Here is a 20,293-nt window from a genome sequence, read left to right as displayed (position 1 = left end):
AATCTACACTTAAAAACAAAAAATTACACTTATTCTTTTATTTATATTCTTCTATTAACTTCGCTATTTCTGACATGATGGCCTCTGTCACTTCTTCGGCAGAAGCTTTTCTTTCACGAAATGGCGTCATGTCAATAGCATCACCATACACTACTTTTAGTTGAGAAAATGCTTTGTATGGTCCGATGATAGCACATGGAACAACTTTCGCCTCGCCCCCTTTTAAAGCAAAAAAGCCTGCACCTGCTAACCCTTTTCCCAATTCCCCTGTCTTACTGCGAGTTCCTTCAGGAAATAGTCCGACCACTTTCCCATCACGTAGCAATTTAATCGTCGTTCGGAAAGCCTCTCGATCACTCATGCCTCTTTTAACGGGATACGCTTGAACTTGAGGCAAGACAGTCTTTAGAATAGGTTTAGTAAACAGCTCTTCTTTTGCCATGAAATGAACGGTTCTTGGACAAGTGATACCAACGATTGGCGGGTCCAAATTATCGATATGATTGGTACATAAAAGAACTCCGCCTTCTTCAGGAAATTTCTCCTTCCCAATGATCTTTATGCGATAAAGAGGGTAACAAATCGTACTAATTAAAAATTTTCCTAAAGGATACAGATTCATTTAGTTAACCTCTTTTCGGCATATTCCACGATACGATCCGTCACTTCTTCTATTGTTTTCCCTGTTGTATCAATTATAATCGCATCTTCTGCTTTTTTTAATGGAGAAATTTCACGTTCGCTATCTGCCTTGTCACGTTCTGTTATTTCCCGTTTTAACGTTTCGTAATCATTTGTAATGCCTCGTAATTGTTCTTCTAATAAACGTCTTTGAGCGCGTTCTTCCACTGAAGCTGTCATAAAAATTTTCAATTCAGCATCTGGAAGTACCGATGTTCCAATATCTCTGCCATCCATCACAACCGACGAATCTGCAGCTAAATTCTGCTGTTTTTTCATTAAAAGTTGCCGTACAGATGTTAGTGCGGCAATAGCAGACACTTGAGAGGTCACTTCATGCGAACGAATCGCCTCTGTCACTTCGATACCGTCCAGCAATACTTTTTGAGCATTGCCACCCGGTTGCAGCTCAATTACGGTGTTTCCTACAAGTTTTGCAATTTCTTCTTCATTACGGGGATCAATGAAATTTTGAAGCACTTTATAAGTGATCGCTCGATACATCGCTCCCGTATCGATATAAGTGTAACCTAATTTTTTCGCTACCAATTTAGCAATCGTACTCTTGCCTGCGGCTGCAGGTCCATCGATTGCAATTCTTAATCCACCAGTCATGCTAGTAATCCCTCCATTTACGCCCTAATTGTACCATAAGCAAAAAGGAAAAGTCTTTTGAAGATAGACTTTTCCTTAGGAATTTCGTAACTCTAACTGTCGTTCAAAACAGTATCTAATAATATGCTGTCGGTCTTTTTCATCGATTTCCTCAAACTTTAAAGAGCTAAGCCGACGATTGTCTTGTTCCCAATTTCTCACAACTGTTGCCTTACAAGAAACATATTTGATCTCCTGTTTAGAGAAGTGCAGAACAATCATTAAGTTCAGCTCTTCTTGCGCAGAGAAAAACTCATGACTTTTCATATTCACAGCAAGCCCACCTGCGCTTAAGTCTGCTGAAACTAACTGCAAAGATTCAGTATCTGCTTGTACAGCTACATCGAGAGACGCTTCTACGCGAACAAATTCTCTTCGTTGAATTTTAATTAAATTTTGGTCTCCTGGATATTTTACTTTGAGCATCGGAATCGTCTTATTTAGCCTACTGTGTACTTCTGTCCGAAATGCATAAGATATCTTGTAATCATCCACAAATGTAACCAATAATTGAGTTCCATCAATAAAAAATGCTGTTTTTCCGCTCGCGATATTAATGGGATAGTCCATCATGAAATGATCACCATCTATATCAACTACCCGAGATTTAAATTTTTCCGAGTCCTCTGTGTAATCCTTCTCAAGAGTCAACACAGTACCGATCGTTAGCTTCATGTCTTCACCTGCCAATAGGTTCACTTTATCCTATTATGTCATGAGATGAAGACTTTTCCAATCAAATTCTTATTGTTTTTCAGTTTTGATCACTTCTAGTGTGTCAGTATCAATGACAATTTTATATGTCTCCTGCTTTTTTTCATTAGATACAACTGTGAGGTAGTGAGCTAAACGTTGTTCCAGTTGATTATTTTCCACATACGCAAGCTCTTCTTTCATGATTTTTACATCGGGTCGGAAAAACTCTTTCCAATTTACCGGTCTGATGGGTTGTGGTTTCAATTGCTCTTTGCGAATATATTCAGATGTATTTACACCTAATACTTCCCCATTGTCCTTTGCCATTTTAATATGAATTGGATCAGAAAAAACTTTTGCTCCGTTATCCGGATTCTCCCTGATGAAAACAAAATGCCAAGCTACATCATTTTCTCTTGCCTCTTCGAATACCACATCTTTGTACTCCGCCTTCTCCAAAAATTGATTGGCCATTTGTAGGAGTTCTTCGTAGCTTTTAGTAGGTTTACCCATACGACGTTCTACTAAATAAGACAAAATATGACCACCTTTTTGCGTGATGTCGATATATCCTATAGATGAATTTTGTGAAAAACGTATGTGATAAAATGGATAGGGGGATCCTTTTCTACTCTTTTCGGCAGCGATTACATCATTCGATACTTCAGGAAGAAGGTTTTTAAATCGTTGTATGGCTTCATCTTCTGAAATCTTCGCGTCCTTAATATTGCGTAATTCTTTTTTCTTTTGCGCATCCGTTTCGCTAGCTGTCAAAGGAAATACCGCTTCTCCATATTGCTTAATAGACTGCCCCATCTTACTCCACTTGGTTTCTTCCTCCGTCGTTCCACTGAGCCTGTTCTCCCAATTTTTTATCGACATCTTGCCAGATAACATACCGGAAGTAGCAACTTGCCACTCGTTAGAAAGTTCACTCAAGTTGTCTGATGCTTTTTGAATGACAGCATAATATTCATCAGAATTCCCTTGTTCTGTGGATTCTTTTGCATAGTTTCCTAATCGCCCTAAATAGTTCATCCAAGCAGTAGAAAAGCTTTCATCTACAGGAAGGGAGGCAATGGATGCCTTGATGTCGGATGACAAACGCCAAATATCTTCCCTTTCTTTAGCAGAACTTTTCTTATCCTCAAATAACAAAGATTTTTTCACAGCTTCTTCTAATTCACCGAGTTTTTGTGACGAGTCAGAAATACTTTTAGAATATTGCGTCTGCAATGCAATGGATAATTGTTCGTTCTCTTGTGTTTTACCGAAGGAATAGATTCCTAATACAATAAATGCATAGGTCAGTATAAATATCATTCTTTTCATAGCTCGAATTCGCCCTCCTTTCCTTTACTTAATGACAGAATATGTGTAAACCAATTTTTTTGATTTGTGGTCGAGACCAAATCCACTTACTCGTAGCAGTAATAGGATTGAAATAGTAAATCGCATTTTCGGATGGATCCCAACCATTGATTGCGTCGATAACCGCTTCTTTTGCCCGTTCATTCGGAGTTAACCAGATTTGTCCATCTGAAACAGCCGTAAATGCACCAGGTTGAAAAATAACTCCTCCGATTGTATCCGGAAAATCAGGATGCTCTACCCTGTTCAAAATTACTGCCGCCACCGCCACTTGACCTTCATACGGTTCACCACGGGATTCTCCATATACTGCGTTTGCTAATAAAGTAATATCTTGATTGGTATATTTAGGTGGTGCTTGCGTTTGATTTTGCGGTTTACTCCCCTGTTGCACTTGAGATTCCAATGATTGACCACCATAATAAGTAAATTTATTTCCTTTTGCGATTTGACCTTTTACATACTTTTCATCGTAATCAGAGACCCCCGTTAATTTCTTTTTGACTCCTTTTCCTGCAATGCCGTCTATCGGAAGACCATATTTTTCTTGGAAATTCCGTAAAGCCCAATAGGTTCCGAAACCAAAATTCCCATCAATCTCTCCATGATAAAACCCAATATATTGAAGCCTAGCCTGCAACTCAATGACATCATCGCCTTTTGCACCTTTTGCTAAATCACGTCCGCTGAATGCTTCACTATGACTTACGAAGAATGAAAGGACCATCAGACTCGCCACTAGAATATATAGGAAGCGTGTAACAACTCGCTTCATGTACATCCACCTCCATATTTTTTCTGCTTTTCACTAGTTTGTCCAAAGACATTAATTTTATGAGAAAAAATAAAAAATCCGCCTATTTAGACGGATTTCCTGATTCATTACTTATTTTTTTTCTAAATTGCTGCATAGCAAATGTGTGGGCATACTTTACGCGCGTCAAACCAAACCACCAAAGAAATAACATGAAGGGTATCATTAAATATAACCAATAATCATACAACATTAAAATGGTATTATAGAGAGCATGAAGCGTGAACGAAGCTAAAAAAGCAATAACTATCCATTTGGTTTTTTCAGTTACTATAGAGAACTTTGCTTTCCCAAAGTAATAGCCCATTACCACTCCAAATAACGCATGGCTGGAAACTGGCAGTAACGCACGAATAAATGCCGTATCCAATCCAAATGACAAAAGATATAACATATTTTCAACGGTAGCAAACCCTAACGATACACTAGCACCATATAAAATCCCATCATATGCATCTTCAAATTCCACGATCTTGTAAACTAGCATAAAAAGTATGATCCACTTAAAAAACTCTTCTAAACTACTGGTAAATACCGCATTACGCAAAAATTCATTATTGAATACATGCTCTTCTTCAAAAACATGCTGAATAAATAAAATCGGGAACGTCATAATGGCTCCATAAATAAATGTATGGAACAAAGTGCGCGAAGGCTCTTTTGCAATTTGCTTTCGAAGATACAAATAGCTAAAAAGCGCTAGCCCAGGCGCTATAGCGACAGTAAGTATAATAAACATAGGCGCCTCCTCATGACGCTAGTGTACCATATATATACCATATGACACCCAAACAATTACATCATAATCTTAGAAATCCCGCCTGACAATAGAAAGACAGGCGGGATTTCTCACTATTTATTTTGTTTAATCGCTTCCGCAATCATACGACCATGGAAACGTCCATTCTCAATAAATATTTCATTGGCATTATTTCCTGCTGCAATGACTCCGGCAATAAATAAATTTTTTACATTTGTTTGCATCGTCTGTTCATTATGGATAGGTCGGCCAGTTTCTTCATCTACCTGAATCCCTATTTTGCGTAAAAGTGTGTGATCGGGATGATAACCAATCATTGCAAAGACATAGTCACTTGGCAAATCAAACGTTTTTCCTTGTTGATTAATTGTTACAGCCGTCTCCGTAATCTTTGTGACACAAGCATTAAAGTACATTTGAATCTGCTCGTTGCGCACTAAACTATCAAATCCCGGTAAAATCCACGGCTTAACACTTTTCGAATAGGTATCTTTTCGATAAACGACTGTCACATGTGCGCCTGCTCGTTGAAGCTCTAAAGCAGCATCAACTGCCGAGTTTTTCCCGCCAATTACAATAACATTTTTATTGAAGTAGGGGTGCGCCTCCTTAAAATAATGGAAGACATTCGGTAAATCTTCACCTTCCACTTTCAGTTCGTTTGGCTGATCGTAATAGCCAGTCGCCACTACAACATAAGTGGCTTCATAAAGAGCTTTATCAGTCTGTACGCTGAATCCATCTTCCTGTCTTTGAACATCCAACACTCTTTCATGACTATTAATCTGCAAGTTCTCCAATTGAGCCACTGTTCGATAATAAACCAACGCATCATTTCGTTTTGGTTTTTCAATCGCGGTAATGAAAGGTATATCTCCAATTGATAGCTTGCTACTTGAACTAAAGAATGTTTGGTGGGTGGGGTAGTTATAAATGGAGTGCACGATATTCCCTTTTTCAATGACAACTACTGACAACCCTATTTTTTGCAATTCGATTGCCGCTGACAAGCCACATGGACCGCCACCGACAATTATTGCGTCCACAGAATTCATGGTGCATCTACTCTCCTTCATATTCCTTTGCGTCTCGGCGTCATTGCGTCCAGAACAAAAATTTGTGATATGTGCCTAATAGTGAATTTCTACTACATGGCATTCTGGTTTCGCTCCAAATCGTAATGGCACCATAGTGGTTCCGTATCCATTACTAATTAGTTTTGCCCCATTCGCTGTTTTTTGGAAGCTCCCTACATCTTGAAGTCCCCATTTACCAAAACGGATCTGTCCGCCATGTGTATGGCCAGCCAGCATCACATTGGGTTCCATCCGCCCTTCAATTTTACGGAAAAGAGATGGATTATGAGCAGCCAAGATGATATGCTCACACCAAGCGGATGAGGCGATTGCTTTTTCAATATCTACTGTACCATTTGAAGGATCTTCTAATCCACATAGGCCCCAGGAAGGATGTCCAGGAATGGGCGCTGTACTGTCAACTAGCGTCACACCACCTGCGTCTTTAATAATCTTTAGAACATGTTCTGTTCCCACTTCCTGATCATTGTTTCCAAAAATATAATAGAGCGGACCTATAGAAGCCAACTGTTGAATATTTTGTGTTACACGCATAAGCGGTACTCCCTTTTCCGCCACATCTCCTCCTACAATTACCGCATCTATGGGGAACTTTTGCAGTCGCTTCAGGAGTCGTTTCGGAAGTCGGCGTCTATGAATATCAGAAATGAAGAAAATTGTTAGTGTCTTCGAAGTTCGAGTCCCTATAGAAAGTGTATGAATCAACACACGATTTTGATGGGCTAAGTAAAACATATATGTCAGCACACTCATGCCTGATAGAAGGACTGACAGCAAAGCCTTTAGCAAACTTTTCATTAGACAGCTCCCATAGAAAAAAGCAAAGCATCCACTTTGCTTTTTCAATATTAGTAAAAAACCAACGTTATCATATCAATTTTTCGTTACATTTCATAAAAGATTGCTCACCATTACATAATTTATGGCAAAATTAACGTTTGACCTACACTAATGTTATTAGAGGATAAACCATTAGCTTGTTGAATTTTTTGCACATAAGACCCGTCACCGTAGTAATTAACTGAAATCCGATACAACGTCTCATTTGATTTAACAACATGCTGTCTAGCCGTATTTTGCACAGGTTTTTGTTCTGGTTTTTGTTCTGGTTTTTGTTCTGGCTTCTTTACTGGTTGCTTCGTAACAGGCTCCGACTTAGCAGGAGTCGTCGTTTGATCGGCCGGTTTTTTTTGCTTCTCCACTGGACGTTCGGGATTCACATTAACAGCGGGCTTTTTAGCTGAGTCAACAGTAGTCTCTGGCTTTTCGGCTACTTTATCTTTGTCTTGGGTGGCTGCCCCCGCCTTATCACCTTCCGCAACTGTATTTTGACTAATGGAAACCTTTGTCTTTTCTACAGGAACTTGATTAGGCACAGCTGGTGAATATAAATCTGACAATACGTATAGTAAGATGATGATTGGTATTAACGTGAATATAGCAAGAATGATATTTATCAGTTTCGTCCGATTCTGTTTTTTCTCCTTTTTCTTCTTATGAATCTCTGTACGAGAAGGTAGTTTATCAGAATCGTCATCTACTGTAATCTCTTTGCGATGTTGTTCAAAATCTATTTCATATTGATCTTTTTTCATATACAACTTCTCCTTCACACCTCATAATTTACAGAAGTATATCTTTGGAACGACTAAGCCAAATACCTATATTATGTGATGTAATTCATTTCTCAAACTCTTCAAGAAAGAGACACTATTCGATTGTATTCATACTTACATTATGCCGAATTATGTCGGAAAAGTAAATAAGGACGGAAGACTTAGCCAAGTAACTGGAATAGCCTTTCTTTCCAATCAAGTTCATTTGAAACCTTTTGTTCCACTTCCGTTTTTATGAGCCAATCCTCCTTGAGTTGATGGCAATTTGAACAGCAATCGCCATTCGAAACAGAGAGCTTTTCACCGAAATAACTAAGTAACTGCTCCCTTAAACAACCTTCATGTTGTACGTATTTCTCCATCTCCGCAATCTGATGCTCTTTCACCTGAAAGATTTGCCGAATTTGGCGGATGACATTTTCAATATCAAAATGTTCAAAATAGTATTCAAGCATCCGGAACGCAACTTCCGTGAGTCCTGATTGCTCGGCAGCCAGCTTTCCACTTATACCAGATTGAAGCAATGAATAATAATACCTAATCTGTTGATCGTCAGGTAAATCTTCGTACACAATAAACTTTAATTTCTGGATGTCTCGCTCGCTATATAGTAAGGTAGCGGATGATTTCTTTCCATCACGTCCTGCACGACCAACTTCCTGTATATAAGCAGAAGGAGTAGCAGGCAGATGCTCATGAATAATTTGGCGAATGTCATCTTTATGAATACCCATCCCAAATGCGTTGGTGGCACAAATCCAATCCAACTCGCCTTGAACAAATTGTTCTTGAATGATGGAACGTTCGTCTTGTTCCTTTCCTCCATGATAACTCGCCACACGAATTCCTTTTTGGTGAATGATAGCCGCCAATTCATCTGCTCTTTTTCTGGATGCTACATAGATAATTCCAGGACCTACTGTAGTTATCAGTCTGTTAGCGATCCATTCTGTTTTAGCATGATGATTTTCCATATGCAACAAACTATAGGAAATAGCAGGTCGATCTATCGGTTGACGCTCGATAAAAGGGCTCCTAAGTTGTAGATAAGACGTGATATCTGTAGTGACTTTCTCATTCGCTGTTGCCGTTAACGCTAAAATAGGTGGTCTTTCCTTTTCAGAGAATACCTCTTTTAAACGCAAATAATCAGGTCGAAAATCAAACCCCCACTCTGAAATACAATGCGCTTCATCCACTACAAAAAACGCGATATGGAGCTGTTGAATCAGTTTTTGAATTCCGTCTTGCATTAACATCTCAGGTGATAAAAAGATGAATTTATAACGATCTATCGTTTGTAATGCCAAATCCTTCTCTTGTTTGGATAAAAAAGAATTGATGGCGACCACTCTCTTTTCTTTATGTTTACGTAAATTTGCAACTTGGTCCTCCATTAACGCAACTAATGGTGAGATCACAATAACTGGTCCATTTAACAAATAAGCCGGAAGCTGATAACATAGTGACTTCCCCATCCCGGTTGGAAAAATTGCGATAGCATCTCTGCCTGACAATATATGACGTATCACTTCTTCCTGACCCGGCCGAAATGCCTCGTAGCCAAATCTTTGACGCAGTATCTCATGAGTATTCATCAACGTTCCACCTACTTTCCATGGATCATAATTAATCTGAGCTGAAAATAAGAGAGCTCTACAAAGTGTTCCTTTAACAACCTTAATCGTTTCGTCTCTAGCTGATCAATTGTCTGCCAGACCTTTTCAATTTGTTCATTTGTTATAAACTCTTCGTAAGGAAATACGTTAAAATTCGCAGCCATCTCTACTAGATGATCCTCAATGGTGCTAAGCTTCAAACTTCGTAAAGATGCAATTTGCTCAATAGAATATCCTTGTTGAAATAGTTTTCGTGTTCGCTCTGCAGAGTGGGTTAAATACGTTTCTACCCTGCATCCCACCGCTAAGCTTTTCAATAAAGGCGTTTTTTCGCCATTCTCAATAAAATCAAGTACGATATGTAAGCTCTCTAAATACGAAAGTTGGATGGTCATAACAGGTAATTTCAGCGTCTCAGATAATTGTTCCCACGTAAAAGCAGTCAATTGTTGACCTGTTAACCTATAAGAAAAAATGTCACATTGCTCATCCGATAACTGCCCTTCTGTCATGATCCACTCTAGCTCTTGACGCAATTCTTCAGACAAACGATTCACAGAAATAGACTGACTGCGAATATATTCTTTCACAAAAAGCTGTATATGTAATTCCTTTTGAATGGGGGTAAACATCGTCTGGCCCACCCGAAGATATGACAATGTTTGAACAGTAAGTGCCAGTCGCTTAAAGAACTCTCTTTCTCTTCCACGATATTCCCATCCATTGAAACGCCAAGGCTTGTTAGGAATCTTTTTCAACCCTTTTGCTGTGACATACACTACTCTATCCTCAATCTGAATGAATCCATCTGCTGACATGCCTTCAATCACTTGCTGATAATCATGTATAGGTAAGTTAGGTAATAGTGCATAAAATGATTTTAATTGATAATTTTCAATATCTTGCAATGTTTGTCCTGATTTTTTCCCTCGAAGGATATGATAGACGCCTTGAGCAGAACGCTCACCGTGAAGGCGTTGAAACATCGTTAGTAAGAGTGAAATAAAAACCAATTGCTCTCCCTCCTGAAGAAATAAAGTTTTATTGTTGAAAAGTGATGAAAACAGCTTTAGAATAGAGTAGATACAAAATAGGTTGAGTGAATGGAAGAAGGGAGAAAGACAATGTCTAGCAAAAAGTATACGATTGTCGATCAGGATACATGTATAGCATGCGGGGCATGCGGCGCTGCTGCACCGGATATCTATGATTATGACGATGAGGGGATCGCGTTTGTTATTTTAGATGATAACACGGGAAACACCGAAGTTCCAGAAGAACTGTTGGAAGATCTCGAGGATGCGTTCGATGGCTGCCCTACTGATTCAATTAAAATTGCGGATGACCCTTTTGAAGGCGATCCATTAAAATATGAAGATTGATTCGTTAGAAGACAACACATTTCCGCTTTTGGAATGTGTTGTTTTTTATTTCTTGACTAAATACCTAGGATACGTTCACTGTTCATAGTGACGAGTCCTATTGCATCTACAGCGCTTGGGGGAGTGCCTCTCGCCGTAAACCAGCTAGCAAAAGACGCTAGTTGGCTCATGGATTCGGTCGACCCCGCAGTTGCGCCTTCACTAGTGCAAATTGGTCCTAGAATAAAATTTTTGTCTAGTCTCTTTTTTAAAATAGAATAAATGCTTAATAGTTTTTATATAAGAGACAGCATCTATATCGCTAAAAAAGTAAGTAGTATTTGAAAGAATAAGCGTAATTACTCTTGTATTTTTCAGTAAGCAAGCTCGATTCCTTAAGATTTCTTTTTGTCAATGAGAAGCCCAATTATTGCACCCAACAAAATATTTGTTACTAAAAGCGGGCTTATCGGCTCCAATGAAACCATCGAGATAAATGTTAAAATTCCTGCTATTATAGCAAATAATACAGAATTGCTAGACAATACAACTCCCCCTTAACGTTTAATGGCCCGATTGACAAAAAAGATGCTTAGAAACAGGAACAGCGTATCGTCTGGAGCGGAAAGCAACTGTTCATGACAGTTCGTTATCTGGCCCTATTACTAAATAGGCCCCGTTCTCACATCTAACAAATTATACCTAAAAGAAATTACAAACGTTAATGCTGTTAAAGACAAACCAAGTATAAGCGTACATAAAAAATGATTTTTCCAACTATATTTCTGTTCATATTAAAACGATATTTCCCTATTCATTAACAGCACCTTACTCTAAGGAAGGAATAGATTATTTTTGGTTATTGACGTGGTGCAAACAATATCACTGAAACACCGACCAAGCATATACCGGCACCTATAAAATCATATAAATCGGGTGTTTTTTTATCAATTCCCCATCCCCATAATACAGAAAGAAAGACAAAGATTCCTCCATACGCTGCATAAACCCTACCAAAGGATGGGAACGTTTGGAATGTCACGATCACACCATATAAAACTAGTGCTATCCCTCCGAATAGTCCTAAAATAGCAGATTTATCCTCTCGCAACCATTGCCAAATAAGATAACCTCCACCGATTTCAGCTAAGCCAGCTAAAAGGAAAATAATCATGGCCTTAAACATCTCTAAAACTCACCTCATTAATGTCAACAAACAAATCTAGCTCGTTTACCAAAGAACGTATAGTATAGAGTGTAAATCAATCCAGATGGTAAAACAACCACTAACCATTTTATTTCCAGAGACAATTCTTCCTGTCATGAACATCGAATATAAAAAAAGTGAAGGTCTCCCCAATCATCAAGGGAACCTTCACTTATAAATTAAACTAACAGCTTTTTCTGTTGTTGGAGAATCCATTTCTCCATGCTTCTATATAGCATCAACGAGATCACCAATAACATAACACCTTTAATTAGGTTAAATGGCAAAATCCCTAAAATAATCATTTGATAAAGCGCGTTTCCTGTTACAGCTGGCATTCCTAGGAAATACGTATACATCGGTAAAAATACAAGGTAATTTAGTAAGCTCATGCCAACAGCCATTGCTGTCGTACCTGCGATCAATCCTGCTGTTAATCCTTTTGCTGAACGATACTTCATGAAGATCCAATAGATTGGCATAATAAACAGTACACCGGTCACAAAGTTTGCAATTTCACCAACCGGTACACCAGTTGGACTACCGGATAAAAACCAATGCATGACGTTTTTCAACAATTCTACGCCAATTCCTGCAACGGGTCCCATTGTCATGATCGCCATGACAGCCGGAATTTCACTAAAATCAATTTTCAAAAATCCTGGCAGTGCAGGCAGTGGAAAATTGAACTGCATTAAAACTGTAGAGATGCTACCAAGAATAGCAACCAAAATCAACTTACGCAATTTCTTGTTATTCATTTGTTCCTCTCTCCTTTTGCGATTCACTTCAAAAGAGGAAAGGCTTGCACATCCGCTGCTTCGCTAAAAAACCCTAAAGCAAAATCGCTTTAGGGAGAGTTAAATGCACTGTTAATTATAGATAAATATCAATAAATTTATCCAAGTTTAAACAAGCATCATTTTTGCGTACACAAAAAGATGGCTGCACCTTCACCTTCTCCCATCCAGACTATACTGTCGGCTCCGGAATCTCACCAGAATCAGCTGTTACGCTCGCGGGCTAAAAATAGAAACCTATTTCATTTCCGCCGGTCGGGAATTACACCCTGCCCCGAAGATGAATCAATATTAAGTTATACTCCTATTGTATCTAAAAAAAACTGTTTTGTAAACTACTTGTGTTTACAAAACAGAATTATTCGAGAATGAGAATCTTTGGATTTACACCCACTGGTTTTGGTAATGGTTTAGTAAAATCAAAACCATTCCATTCCTTTTGCATCATATGATCTAATTGAATTTGTCTATCAAAACTGGCTGCCGTTAACAAAAGCCCCTCTATTAATTGCATCGCTTCGTCTGCTTGTAATGTCTCAAGATCCAACGATTTAGTGAATTCCACATGTAACAGGTCTGTATCATCCTTGACAGTAAAATCTACATCTTCTGGAATAACACTCGAATAAATGTCATTCGGGTTTTCTTTCATTTGCATGAGTGCTTCTTCTACCGTGTCAAATGACTCACCGAAATTTGAGGAAAGAAACTGTTCACCGTTCTCTTGCATAAATCGGTAATACGCTTGATGTGAAGTAGCCCCCTTTAGTGAGATCGACTCACTCAGTTCACCTACTTGGTCAAAAGTTATAGCGGATCCATCTTCTTGCAGAAATTTGATTTCATCAAATCCGTAGAATGTATCTTGAACTGACTGATTCAACATTTCCAATGTAGCACTAGCTTTGTCATAAGAATGCGTTGCAGAAAATTTCATTAATACTTGTTTTTCATTCGATGATATTGTGGCATCAAACGGATGATAGTTACTAAAGCCGAGTGATTCTTCATCTATTTTATCGGCATAGGCATTATACAATGCCACTGAATCTATTTGTTGCTCAGCTAAATTTTGTTTTATTTGTTCATCCGGAATCAGAAAGGTTACTGGTATAATCGTTGCCCGATCGGTCGCCAACCCAATGTGGAAAGCTGTCTGATCTATTATATCGTTAGGATAGACAGCATAATGCGGTATAGACATCATTCGGTTGGAAAATGGAGAGATTTCCAGACTCATTGCTTCTTGTACAGAATGATCGCTTTGATCTACACTAGCTTTGTCCATAGTAACCTGAGTGGATTGTTTCATAAAAGAAGGAACTAGGATACTAAGCAATAAAATTGCAGCTACAGTAGCTATGATTGGTGGCCATTTCACTTTTTTTGATTCCTTTGCAGGCTGTACTTCTTTATTCAATCTAGGGTCGTTTTTCAGCCTTTGGAGTACATCTTCTTTCGAGCGATGATCGGAAATCTTAGGTATTTGGCGTAACGTCTCGACTATTTTCTTCTCATTCCAATTATCATCACTCATGTAATCGCCCCTTTCTCCCCAAACGTGATTCTACTTTCAGTTGCAATGATTTGATCGCACGATGCTGGGTAGTTTTCACCTTACCCTCTGTCCATCCCAATATTTCAGCAGTTTCAGAGATGGTGAGGTCTTGAAAGAATCGCATAAGGATCACCATTTTTTGATCCCCTGTACAACTATGCAATTCTTCCAAAACTAGTTGTTTCTCTTCATCTAATTCTACTAGTTGTTCCGGCAGACGATCTTGTGCGACAAGTTCTTGTGTTTCCCAGTCGAAATGCAGATGGGTATGTTTCTTTACAGTTGCTTGTTTACGAAAGTAATCGATGGAGACATTTTTTGCAATAGCAAATAGCCAAGTCTTTTCTGAGCTCTTCCTTTCAAAGCTGTCATAAGATTTTAGAACACGTACATATACTTCATGCATTAAATCCTCCGCTATGTCTCGATTACGCGTCAGATAGGTTAAAAAACTAAAAACGTCTTGGTTATATTCTTCGTATAATCGCAGGAAAACGGAGTCATCCATTCAATCCCCTCGCTCTATATAGTAGTCGACTGATTCGAAAAAAAGTTTCACTGTTTTAACGAATCAAATGGAAGTGAGCAGATAAAGACCGTTCCTTTCACATCTCCTCGAGTGGCAAGAATCGATCCGTGATGTGCTTCCATAATATTTTTTGCAATTGCCAATCCTAAACCAGTCCCACCTTTTCCCCGAGTCCTTGCTTTGTCTGCTTTATAAAAACGTTCAAAGATAAAAGGTAAATCTTTTTCTGGTATTCCTACTCCTGTATCCGAAACAGTTAGATCGATCATACTGTTTGACCGATGAATTCCTAATGTGACAGCACCTCCGTCCGGTGTATGACGAATTGCATTGTCAATCAGGTTGGTGAATACTTGTTCCATGCGGTCTTCATCCGCCATCACGATCAGACTAGCAGGTTCATCTGTCTGCAATGATAAATGCACTTGAGCATCTTTGGCAACTTGAGAAAATTTTGTTATCATGCGTTCCATAAATTCAACGATAAATAGCGGATTCTCATGTAGTTGGATATGGCCAGATTCCATTCTAGCTAAATTCAGCAAGTCTGTAACTAATCGGCTCATGCGCTTTGATTCATCATGAATAATTTGTACCATTTCCATTCGTTCTTCTTCAGTGCTCACCACACCGTCAATAATCGCTTCACTGTATCCTTGCAACATCGAAATAGGCGTCCGTAGTTCATGAGAGACATTGGCAATAAAGTCTGATCGGAGTTTATCTAGCTTATGCTGTTCCGTCATATCTCTGAACACAGCAACCGCCCCGCGAATACTATTTTCACTGTAAAGAGGACTGATCGAAATGACATAAAACTGTCCGCCTAATTCCAATTCATCTTCTACTTGTTCAGAAAAAGAAATCGCGTGTTCGAGCATATGAAAAACTTCTTTCGGAAGTGGATGATTCTTTTTCTCATTGTACCCATACCATTTTTTTAGTAGCAGTTCAGCTTGCGGGTTTTTCAGCAAAATCGAGTAGTCCTGATTAAATGTAATGACCGCGTCTGTCATGGAGGTTAAGATATTGGATACTTGTTCTTTTTCCTGTTTAATCAGTTCAATATTATATTTTAATTGACGTCCCATTTGATTAAACGCTGTAGCAAGCTGACCGATTTCATCGTTTTGCGTGACAGGCAAATGGGTATCAAAATTCCCTTTAGACAATTCAAAAGCCGCTTGTTTCATCTTACGCAACGGCAAGGTAATACGCGTAGATAAGAAAAACGCAAAAAATGTAGTCAATAAGAATGCAATAAAAGCCGATAAGAATACGATATTAGTAGTACTTTTTGTGGTGCGGTGCACTGCATTCAAACTTTGGTAGATGAGAACGCTTGCCTCTTTGCCTGATACTTGTTCAAACGGATAAGAAAGAATCAAATATTGCTCCATCACTTCTTTTTCTGTTAAAGAGGGCAGGATCATTTCCTTTACTTTCTGGTCTCCAACTGCTGGTGACTGGAATAAATTTTTTTCAGATAACAACTTTCGCTCAATTTCCTCTTTACTGCCAGTCGTATGAAATGAATAGAGAACTCTGCCCTCATGATCTACTATGACTGCATTTGTTTCTGCGTCTAAAATGTCATCTATGATTAAATGCATGGAACTCTTCGTTTGGCCTTCGTGATCATTTACAATTTTGCTAATCGTAGCAGCTTCCCTCTGCAAAGACTCTTCCGCTTGTTTCGTATGAAAATTATCCAGAAACTCTAGAAGAAGTAACGTCACGATAAATAATACAAATGAAACGAGAAGCAATATGGTGGCCCATAGCTTCCCGACAATTGAATTCCATATTCTAATCATTCGTTAGGGACCTCGAACTTATAACCGACTCCCCAGACAGTTACAATCATTTTAGCTGCTCGTTCTGATACTCTGCTTAATTTTTCACGAAGCCGTTTGACGTGTGTATCTACAGTACGTAAATCTCCAAAAAATTCATAATGCCACACTTCTTTCAACAACTGCTCACGGTCAAATACCTTATCAGGAGCCTTCGCAAGAAAATATAGTAATTCGTATTCTTTTGGTGTCAAGTTTACCTCTTTACCCTCTGCCGTCACCCGGTGTGCATCGTGGTCAATAGTTAATTGAGGAAACACAACTAAATCTTTTGATGTAGTGGAAGAAGAAACATTCGGGAACGAAACCGATCTTCTAAGCATGGCCTTAACCCGCAAAACTACTTCTCGTGGACTGAATGGTTTGACGATATAATCATCCGCTCCGCTTTCAAACCCTCCTACACGATCGGCTTCTTCACCTTTCGCAGTCAGAAGGATGACCGGTGTCATTTGTTTATGTTCACGAAGCTCCGCCAGCACTTCCAGTCCATCTTTTTCAGGCATCATGACATCAAGTAAAATACAATCATATTGTTGCGCAAACGCTTTCTCTAAAGCCTCCGCACCATCTACCGCTTCATCAATTTCATAACCTTCTCTAGATAGATACATACTTAAGAGTCGGCGAATCCGATCCTCATCATCCACTACTAATAATTTCACTGTTTCTTCCACAACTCATTACCCCTTTCGACAATCTTCTATTTCTATTGTACAATTTCTGGTGTTTAAATGAAATTAATTACGCCTCTACTGATCCAAGAGTGAACGCATCGGTGAATTCAAATAAAAAGGCTGCATGACAGGGTTTGCCATGCAGCCGAGGCTTACGCGTATGAATGCAAGCCTGCAATGATTAAGTTGACCGCAATCAAGTTGAACATAATAATCACGAAACCGATCACTGCCAGCCATGCTGACTTCTCGCCTTCCCATCCACGAGATAATCGCAAATGAAGGAACGCTGCATAAAATAACCAAGTGATAAGAGCCCATACTTCTTTAGGATCCCATCCCCAGAACCGCGACCATGCTTCATGTGCCCAAATCATAGCGAAAATCAAGGCGCCAAGTGTGAACACTGGAAAACCGATCAAGACAGAACGGTAACCAATTTCATCCATCAATTGAGAATTCGCTTTCTTAGCAAGTGGCTGGAAAACAGCGGCGATTGGCTTACGTGCAATTAAGCGTAGCAGCAGATAAAGCACAGAACCTACCGCGACAGCCCATACAAGAGAAGATAACTTCTGCGCGTTGATAATTGGCGGTAATTCAAGCCAAGGCGTCATCGTATCAGGTGTCATTGCTTCGTATTCATTCATTCCGAATAACGGTGGAACATGATACGTAATCTCAGCAGGCGCCTGATTTTTATCAATATATGTGAATTCCGCTTCATAATTCATTACTTTAAATGTGGTAGTGGTTACGACAAAACCGAGTACAAGGATTAAGGTATACATAACCGCTTCAATCCAAAAACGTTGTTTAGATTTCTTTGTCATATCAATATTTTTCACTAAAAACACAAGACCTGCTATCGCACTGATTGCAAGTATAGATTCACCAATAACCGTTGTGATTACGTGGATGAATAACCATTTACTTTGCAATGCAGGGATTAGGGGAGTAACTTCCCGCGGGAACATCGTTGCATAAGAGATAATAATAATCGCAATCGGTAATGCAAACAAACCAAGCGAAGGTGTTCGATACAAAATATATAACAAGATGAACGCACCTACAAGCATCATCCCGAATGCAGTCGTGAACTCGAACATATTACTGAGTGGTGCGTGACCTGACGCGGCCCATCTTGTAAAGAAATAACCTAAGTGAGCAAGGAAGCCGATGATCGTTATGACAAGACCGATCGTTCCCCACTTACTGTTATGATAGGCTTTTTCAGTTGTCGATTTTTTAATAGCTCCTCCGAAAAACAGTGTCGCCACTAAATAAGCAACAAATGATACAAATAATAAGTTACTACTGACAGCAACTAAATCCATTACTTTTCGTCCCCTTCCTGTTCTTGCTTGTCCAACTCAGGATCTTGGCGATCTTTATAAGCAGGCAAGACGGCAGACTCTCGTACTTTATCTAATTCTTTACGTAAAGCGAACCAGTTTTTGTTTGTATGGGCCGCAACTAACACGTGATCTTCCGAATTTTTTTGTATCCAGATTCTGCGATGCTGCCAATAAGACCCTTGAATAACACCGATCATGAAGATAATACCGCCCAATAGCAAAATATATAGCGTTTTATCTTTTCGAATCGTTAAACCTGAAATATTACGTGTTTCGGCTGAAGCAAATTTAACGGCATAATCGTTTTCCTCCACCTCTAGCGTTTGACGAATGGCGACAAAACTTTTTTCACCATCCGGTTTGTCAGGTGTATTCATTTGGAAAATAAACGCTGGATTATTGGGAATTGGTGATTTAGAATACGGTTCGCCATCTTTAATTCCATCATAGTCAGGATAATAGCCAAGCATATTGACAGAGGAGCCATTTCCTAAATCATACGCTTTTTCAGGATTACTCAAATCTACAGTAAACTCGCCTAAAGACTTTTCAGTTGATTTATTCATTAAGTGGAAGGTCATAGTGCTCAGTTCATTGAGCTTATAGTCCATCTGAAATACATTGTAACCATTAAATTTCAACGGTTTATTTACGACAATCGAATAATCTTGCATTTTTTCAAGATTATCACTGCCTGGTAAAGAGCCTTCTTTTTCTTTATAAAGTGTCACATCCGTCTGATATGTTTTGACGATATTCCCCACTTTATCTAAAGCAGCCCCGAAAACTTCCGCAGCTTCTTCTTTCGTATAATTCTCTAGAATAAACCCTCGATTTTCGAGTACGTAGCCAGGTGCACCGACAATATTACGAGTCTCCCCTTCACGCAACCACATCGTTTCATCTACGTAGAAACCAGGAATCCCTCTTAATAGGATACCTGCAAAAAAGATAATGAGGCCGGTGTGATTAATATAAGGGCCCCAACGAGAAAATCGATGTTTTTCAGCTAAAATGGCACCATTCTCAGTTTTCACATGATAACGTAACTCTTTCAGCTTCTCCTCAGCCTTAGACAAAGACTCTTCAGGATTTGCCACATCGCCTTCTCCATAAATACGCTGACGCTTCATGAAGGACGGGTGGCGGCGTGTCCGTTGCTTTTTCAATGATTTGTATAATGGCACGACACGGTCAATACTTGCAATAATGATAGAAGTTGCCAACATGCCGATCAGTACTTTAAACCACCAGCTATTGTACATATCATAAAAACCAAGTTCATAATAAAATTTTCCTACCGTACCATATAAACGTTCGTAGTATTCCGCATAGTCTGCTTCCGTTTGAGCAGGAACATAGAACTTCTGCGGAAAAATGGTTCCAATAGCTGATGCAATCAACACAGCAGCGATAATGCTGACGCCTATCTTGACACTAGAGAAAAAGTTCCATATTTTATCAACAATTGAACTTTTATATGTTTGGGACCTTCTAGAAGAGCCTTCATATCGCATATCGACAATTTCACTCTGTTGCGCCTTCTCAGATAATGGTCGCCCACATTGTTCACAAAGCTCCGTACCATAAGGGTTTTCATGCCCACATTGGCATTTTATATTGCTCATTGAGTAACAGA

Annotated in this window: 21 protein-coding genes and 1 riboswitch; of the genes, 1 reads left to right on the top strand and 20 read right to left on the bottom strand. The window is 39.1% G+C overall.

Annotated elements, in window-relative coordinates; translation table 11 throughout:
* Positions 1-37 precede the first annotated feature (37 nt).
* The 11 genes from GD002_RS09895 to GD002_RS09845 all read right to left on the bottom strand — a co-directional run bounded on the left by GD002_RS09895 (position 38) and on the right by GD002_RS09845 (position 10,321).
* Positions 38-622, bottom strand: a complete 585-nt coding sequence (locus tag GD002_RS09895; protein ID WP_153732207.1) for a lysophospholipid acyltransferase family protein — start codon at positions 620-622, stop codon at positions 38-40.
* Positions 619-1,296: a (d)CMP kinase gene (cmk, locus tag GD002_RS09890; RefSeq protein ID WP_153732206.1), complete on the bottom strand. Its 678-nt coding sequence runs from the start codon at positions 1,294-1,296 to the stop codon at positions 619-621. Before cmk ends, GD002_RS09895 begins: the two co-directional genes overlap by 4 nt.
* A gap of 75 nt (positions 1,297-1,371) precedes the next feature.
* Positions 1,372-2,010 (bottom strand): flagellar brake protein, encoded by a 639-nt coding sequence (locus GD002_RS09885; protein WP_153732205.1) that lies wholly within the window; start codon positions 2,008-2,010, stop codon positions 1,372-1,374.
* 69 nt (positions 2,011-2,079) lie between these two features.
* Positions 2,080-3,363, bottom strand: coding sequence for a PepSY1/2 domain-containing protein (locus tag GD002_RS09880; RefSeq protein WP_153732204.1), 1,284 nt, complete (start codon positions 3,361-3,363; stop codon positions 2,080-2,082).
* 28 nt (positions 3,364-3,391) lie between these two features.
* Positions 3,392-4,177, bottom strand: coding sequence for a spore cortex-lytic enzyme (sleB, locus tag GD002_RS09875; protein ID WP_153732203.1), 786 nt, complete (start codon positions 4,175-4,177; stop codon positions 3,392-3,394).
* An 82-nt stretch (positions 4,178-4,259) separates the two neighbouring features.
* A complete protein-coding gene (gene prsW, locus GD002_RS09870) occupies positions 4,260-4,955 on the bottom strand; it encodes a glutamic-type intramembrane protease PrsW (RefSeq protein ID WP_153732202.1) in 696 nt (231 codons plus the stop codon).
* 113 nt (positions 4,956-5,068) lie between these two features.
* On the bottom strand, positions 5,069-6,031 hold the full coding sequence (locus GD002_RS09865; RefSeq protein WP_153732201.1) for a YpdA family putative bacillithiol disulfide reductase: 963 nt from the start codon (positions 6,029-6,031) through the stop codon (positions 5,069-5,071).
* A 75-nt stretch (positions 6,032-6,106) separates the two neighbouring features.
* Positions 6,107-6,871: a metallophosphoesterase gene (locus GD002_RS09860; RefSeq protein ID WP_153732200.1), complete on the bottom strand. Its 765-nt coding sequence runs from the start codon at positions 6,869-6,871 to the stop codon at positions 6,107-6,109.
* Between the two features lie 122 nt (positions 6,872-6,993).
* Positions 6,994-7,668, bottom strand: coding sequence for a LysM peptidoglycan-binding domain-containing protein (locus tag GD002_RS09855; RefSeq protein WP_153732199.1), 675 nt, complete (start codon positions 7,666-7,668; stop codon positions 6,994-6,996).
* 182 nt (positions 7,669-7,850) lie between these two features.
* Entirely contained in the window at positions 7,851-9,287 is a 1,437-nt protein-coding gene (locus GD002_RS09850) for a RecQ family ATP-dependent DNA helicase (protein ID WP_153732198.1), read from the bottom strand.
* Between the two features lie 11 nt (positions 9,288-9,298).
* Entirely contained in the window at positions 9,299-10,321 is a 1,023-nt protein-coding gene (locus GD002_RS09845; protein ID WP_153732197.1) for a helix-turn-helix domain-containing protein, read from the bottom strand.
* A 111-nt stretch (positions 10,322-10,432) separates the two neighbouring features.
* Here GD002_RS09845 and GD002_RS09840 point away from each other — a divergent pair, with 111 nt between their 5' ends.
* Positions 10,433-10,690, top strand: a complete 258-nt coding sequence (locus GD002_RS09840; protein WP_153732196.1) for a ferredoxin — start codon at positions 10,433-10,435, stop codon at positions 10,688-10,690.
* A 374-nt stretch (positions 10,691-11,064) separates the two neighbouring features.
* On the opposite strand, the gene GD002_RS09835 is transcribed toward GD002_RS09840, so the two are convergent.
* The 9 genes from GD002_RS09835 to GD002_RS09795 all read right to left on the bottom strand — a co-directional run bounded on the left by GD002_RS09835 (position 11,065) and on the right by GD002_RS09795 (position 20,282).
* Positions 11,065-11,214 carry a hypothetical protein gene (locus GD002_RS09835; RefSeq protein ID WP_153732195.1) on the bottom strand — a complete coding sequence of 50 codons (150 nt, stop codon included), beginning with the start codon at positions 11,212-11,214 and terminating at the stop codon, positions 11,065-11,067.
* Between the two features lie 314 nt (positions 11,215-11,528).
* A complete protein-coding gene (locus GD002_RS09830) occupies positions 11,529-11,855 on the bottom strand; it encodes a YnfA family protein (RefSeq protein ID WP_153732194.1) in 327 nt (108 codons plus the stop codon).
* Between the two features lie 200 nt (positions 11,856-12,055).
* On the bottom strand, positions 12,056-12,637 hold the full coding sequence (locus GD002_RS09825; protein WP_153732193.1) for an ECF transporter S component: 582 nt from the start codon (positions 12,635-12,637) through the stop codon (positions 12,056-12,058).
* Between the two features lie 190 nt (positions 12,638-12,827).
* Positions 12,828-12,962, bottom strand: a riboswitch (FMN riboswitch).
* Positions 12,963-13,034: 72 nt separating this feature from the next.
* On the bottom strand, positions 13,035-14,213 hold the full coding sequence (locus GD002_RS09820; protein ID WP_153732192.1) for a hypothetical protein: 1,179 nt from the start codon (positions 14,211-14,213) through the stop codon (positions 13,035-13,037).
* Positions 14,206-14,742, bottom strand: coding sequence for a sigma-70 family RNA polymerase sigma factor (locus tag GD002_RS09815; RefSeq protein WP_153732191.1), 537 nt, complete (start codon positions 14,740-14,742; stop codon positions 14,206-14,208). The genes GD002_RS09820 and GD002_RS09815 overlap by 8 nt, the downstream gene beginning before the upstream one ends.
* A 47-nt stretch (positions 14,743-14,789) precedes the next feature.
* A complete protein-coding gene (locus tag GD002_RS09810; RefSeq protein ID WP_153732190.1) occupies positions 14,790-16,580 on the bottom strand; it encodes an ATP-binding protein in 1,791 nt (596 codons plus the stop codon).
* The gene (locus GD002_RS09805; RefSeq protein ID WP_153732189.1) at positions 16,577-17,296 is read right to left on the bottom strand and encodes a response regulator transcription factor; all 720 of its coding nucleotides are present in this window, start codon (positions 17,294-17,296) and stop codon (positions 16,577-16,579) included. Before GD002_RS09805 ends, GD002_RS09810 begins: the two co-directional genes overlap by 4 nt.
* 152 nt (positions 17,297-17,448) lie before the next feature.
* Positions 17,449-18,633: a c-type cytochrome biogenesis protein CcsB gene (gene ccsB, locus GD002_RS09800; RefSeq protein ID WP_153732188.1), complete on the bottom strand. Its 1,185-nt coding sequence runs from the start codon at positions 18,631-18,633 to the stop codon at positions 17,449-17,451.
* Positions 18,633-20,282 carry a cytochrome c biogenesis protein ResB gene (locus GD002_RS09795; protein WP_153732187.1) on the bottom strand — a complete coding sequence of 550 codons (1,650 nt, stop codon included), beginning with the start codon at positions 20,280-20,282 and terminating at the stop codon, positions 18,633-18,635. Before GD002_RS09795 ends, ccsB begins: the two co-directional genes overlap by 1 nt.
* Between the last annotated feature and the right edge of the window lie 11 nt (positions 20,283-20,293).

Origin of the sequence: Sporosarcina obsidiansis, from assembly GCF_009651005.1 — a bacterium.
GTDB classification, from domain to species: Bacteria; Bacillota; Bacilli; order Bacillales_A; family Planococcaceae; genus Sporosarcina; species Sporosarcina obsidiansis.
This window is presented reverse-complemented; position numbering and strand designations above follow the sequence as displayed.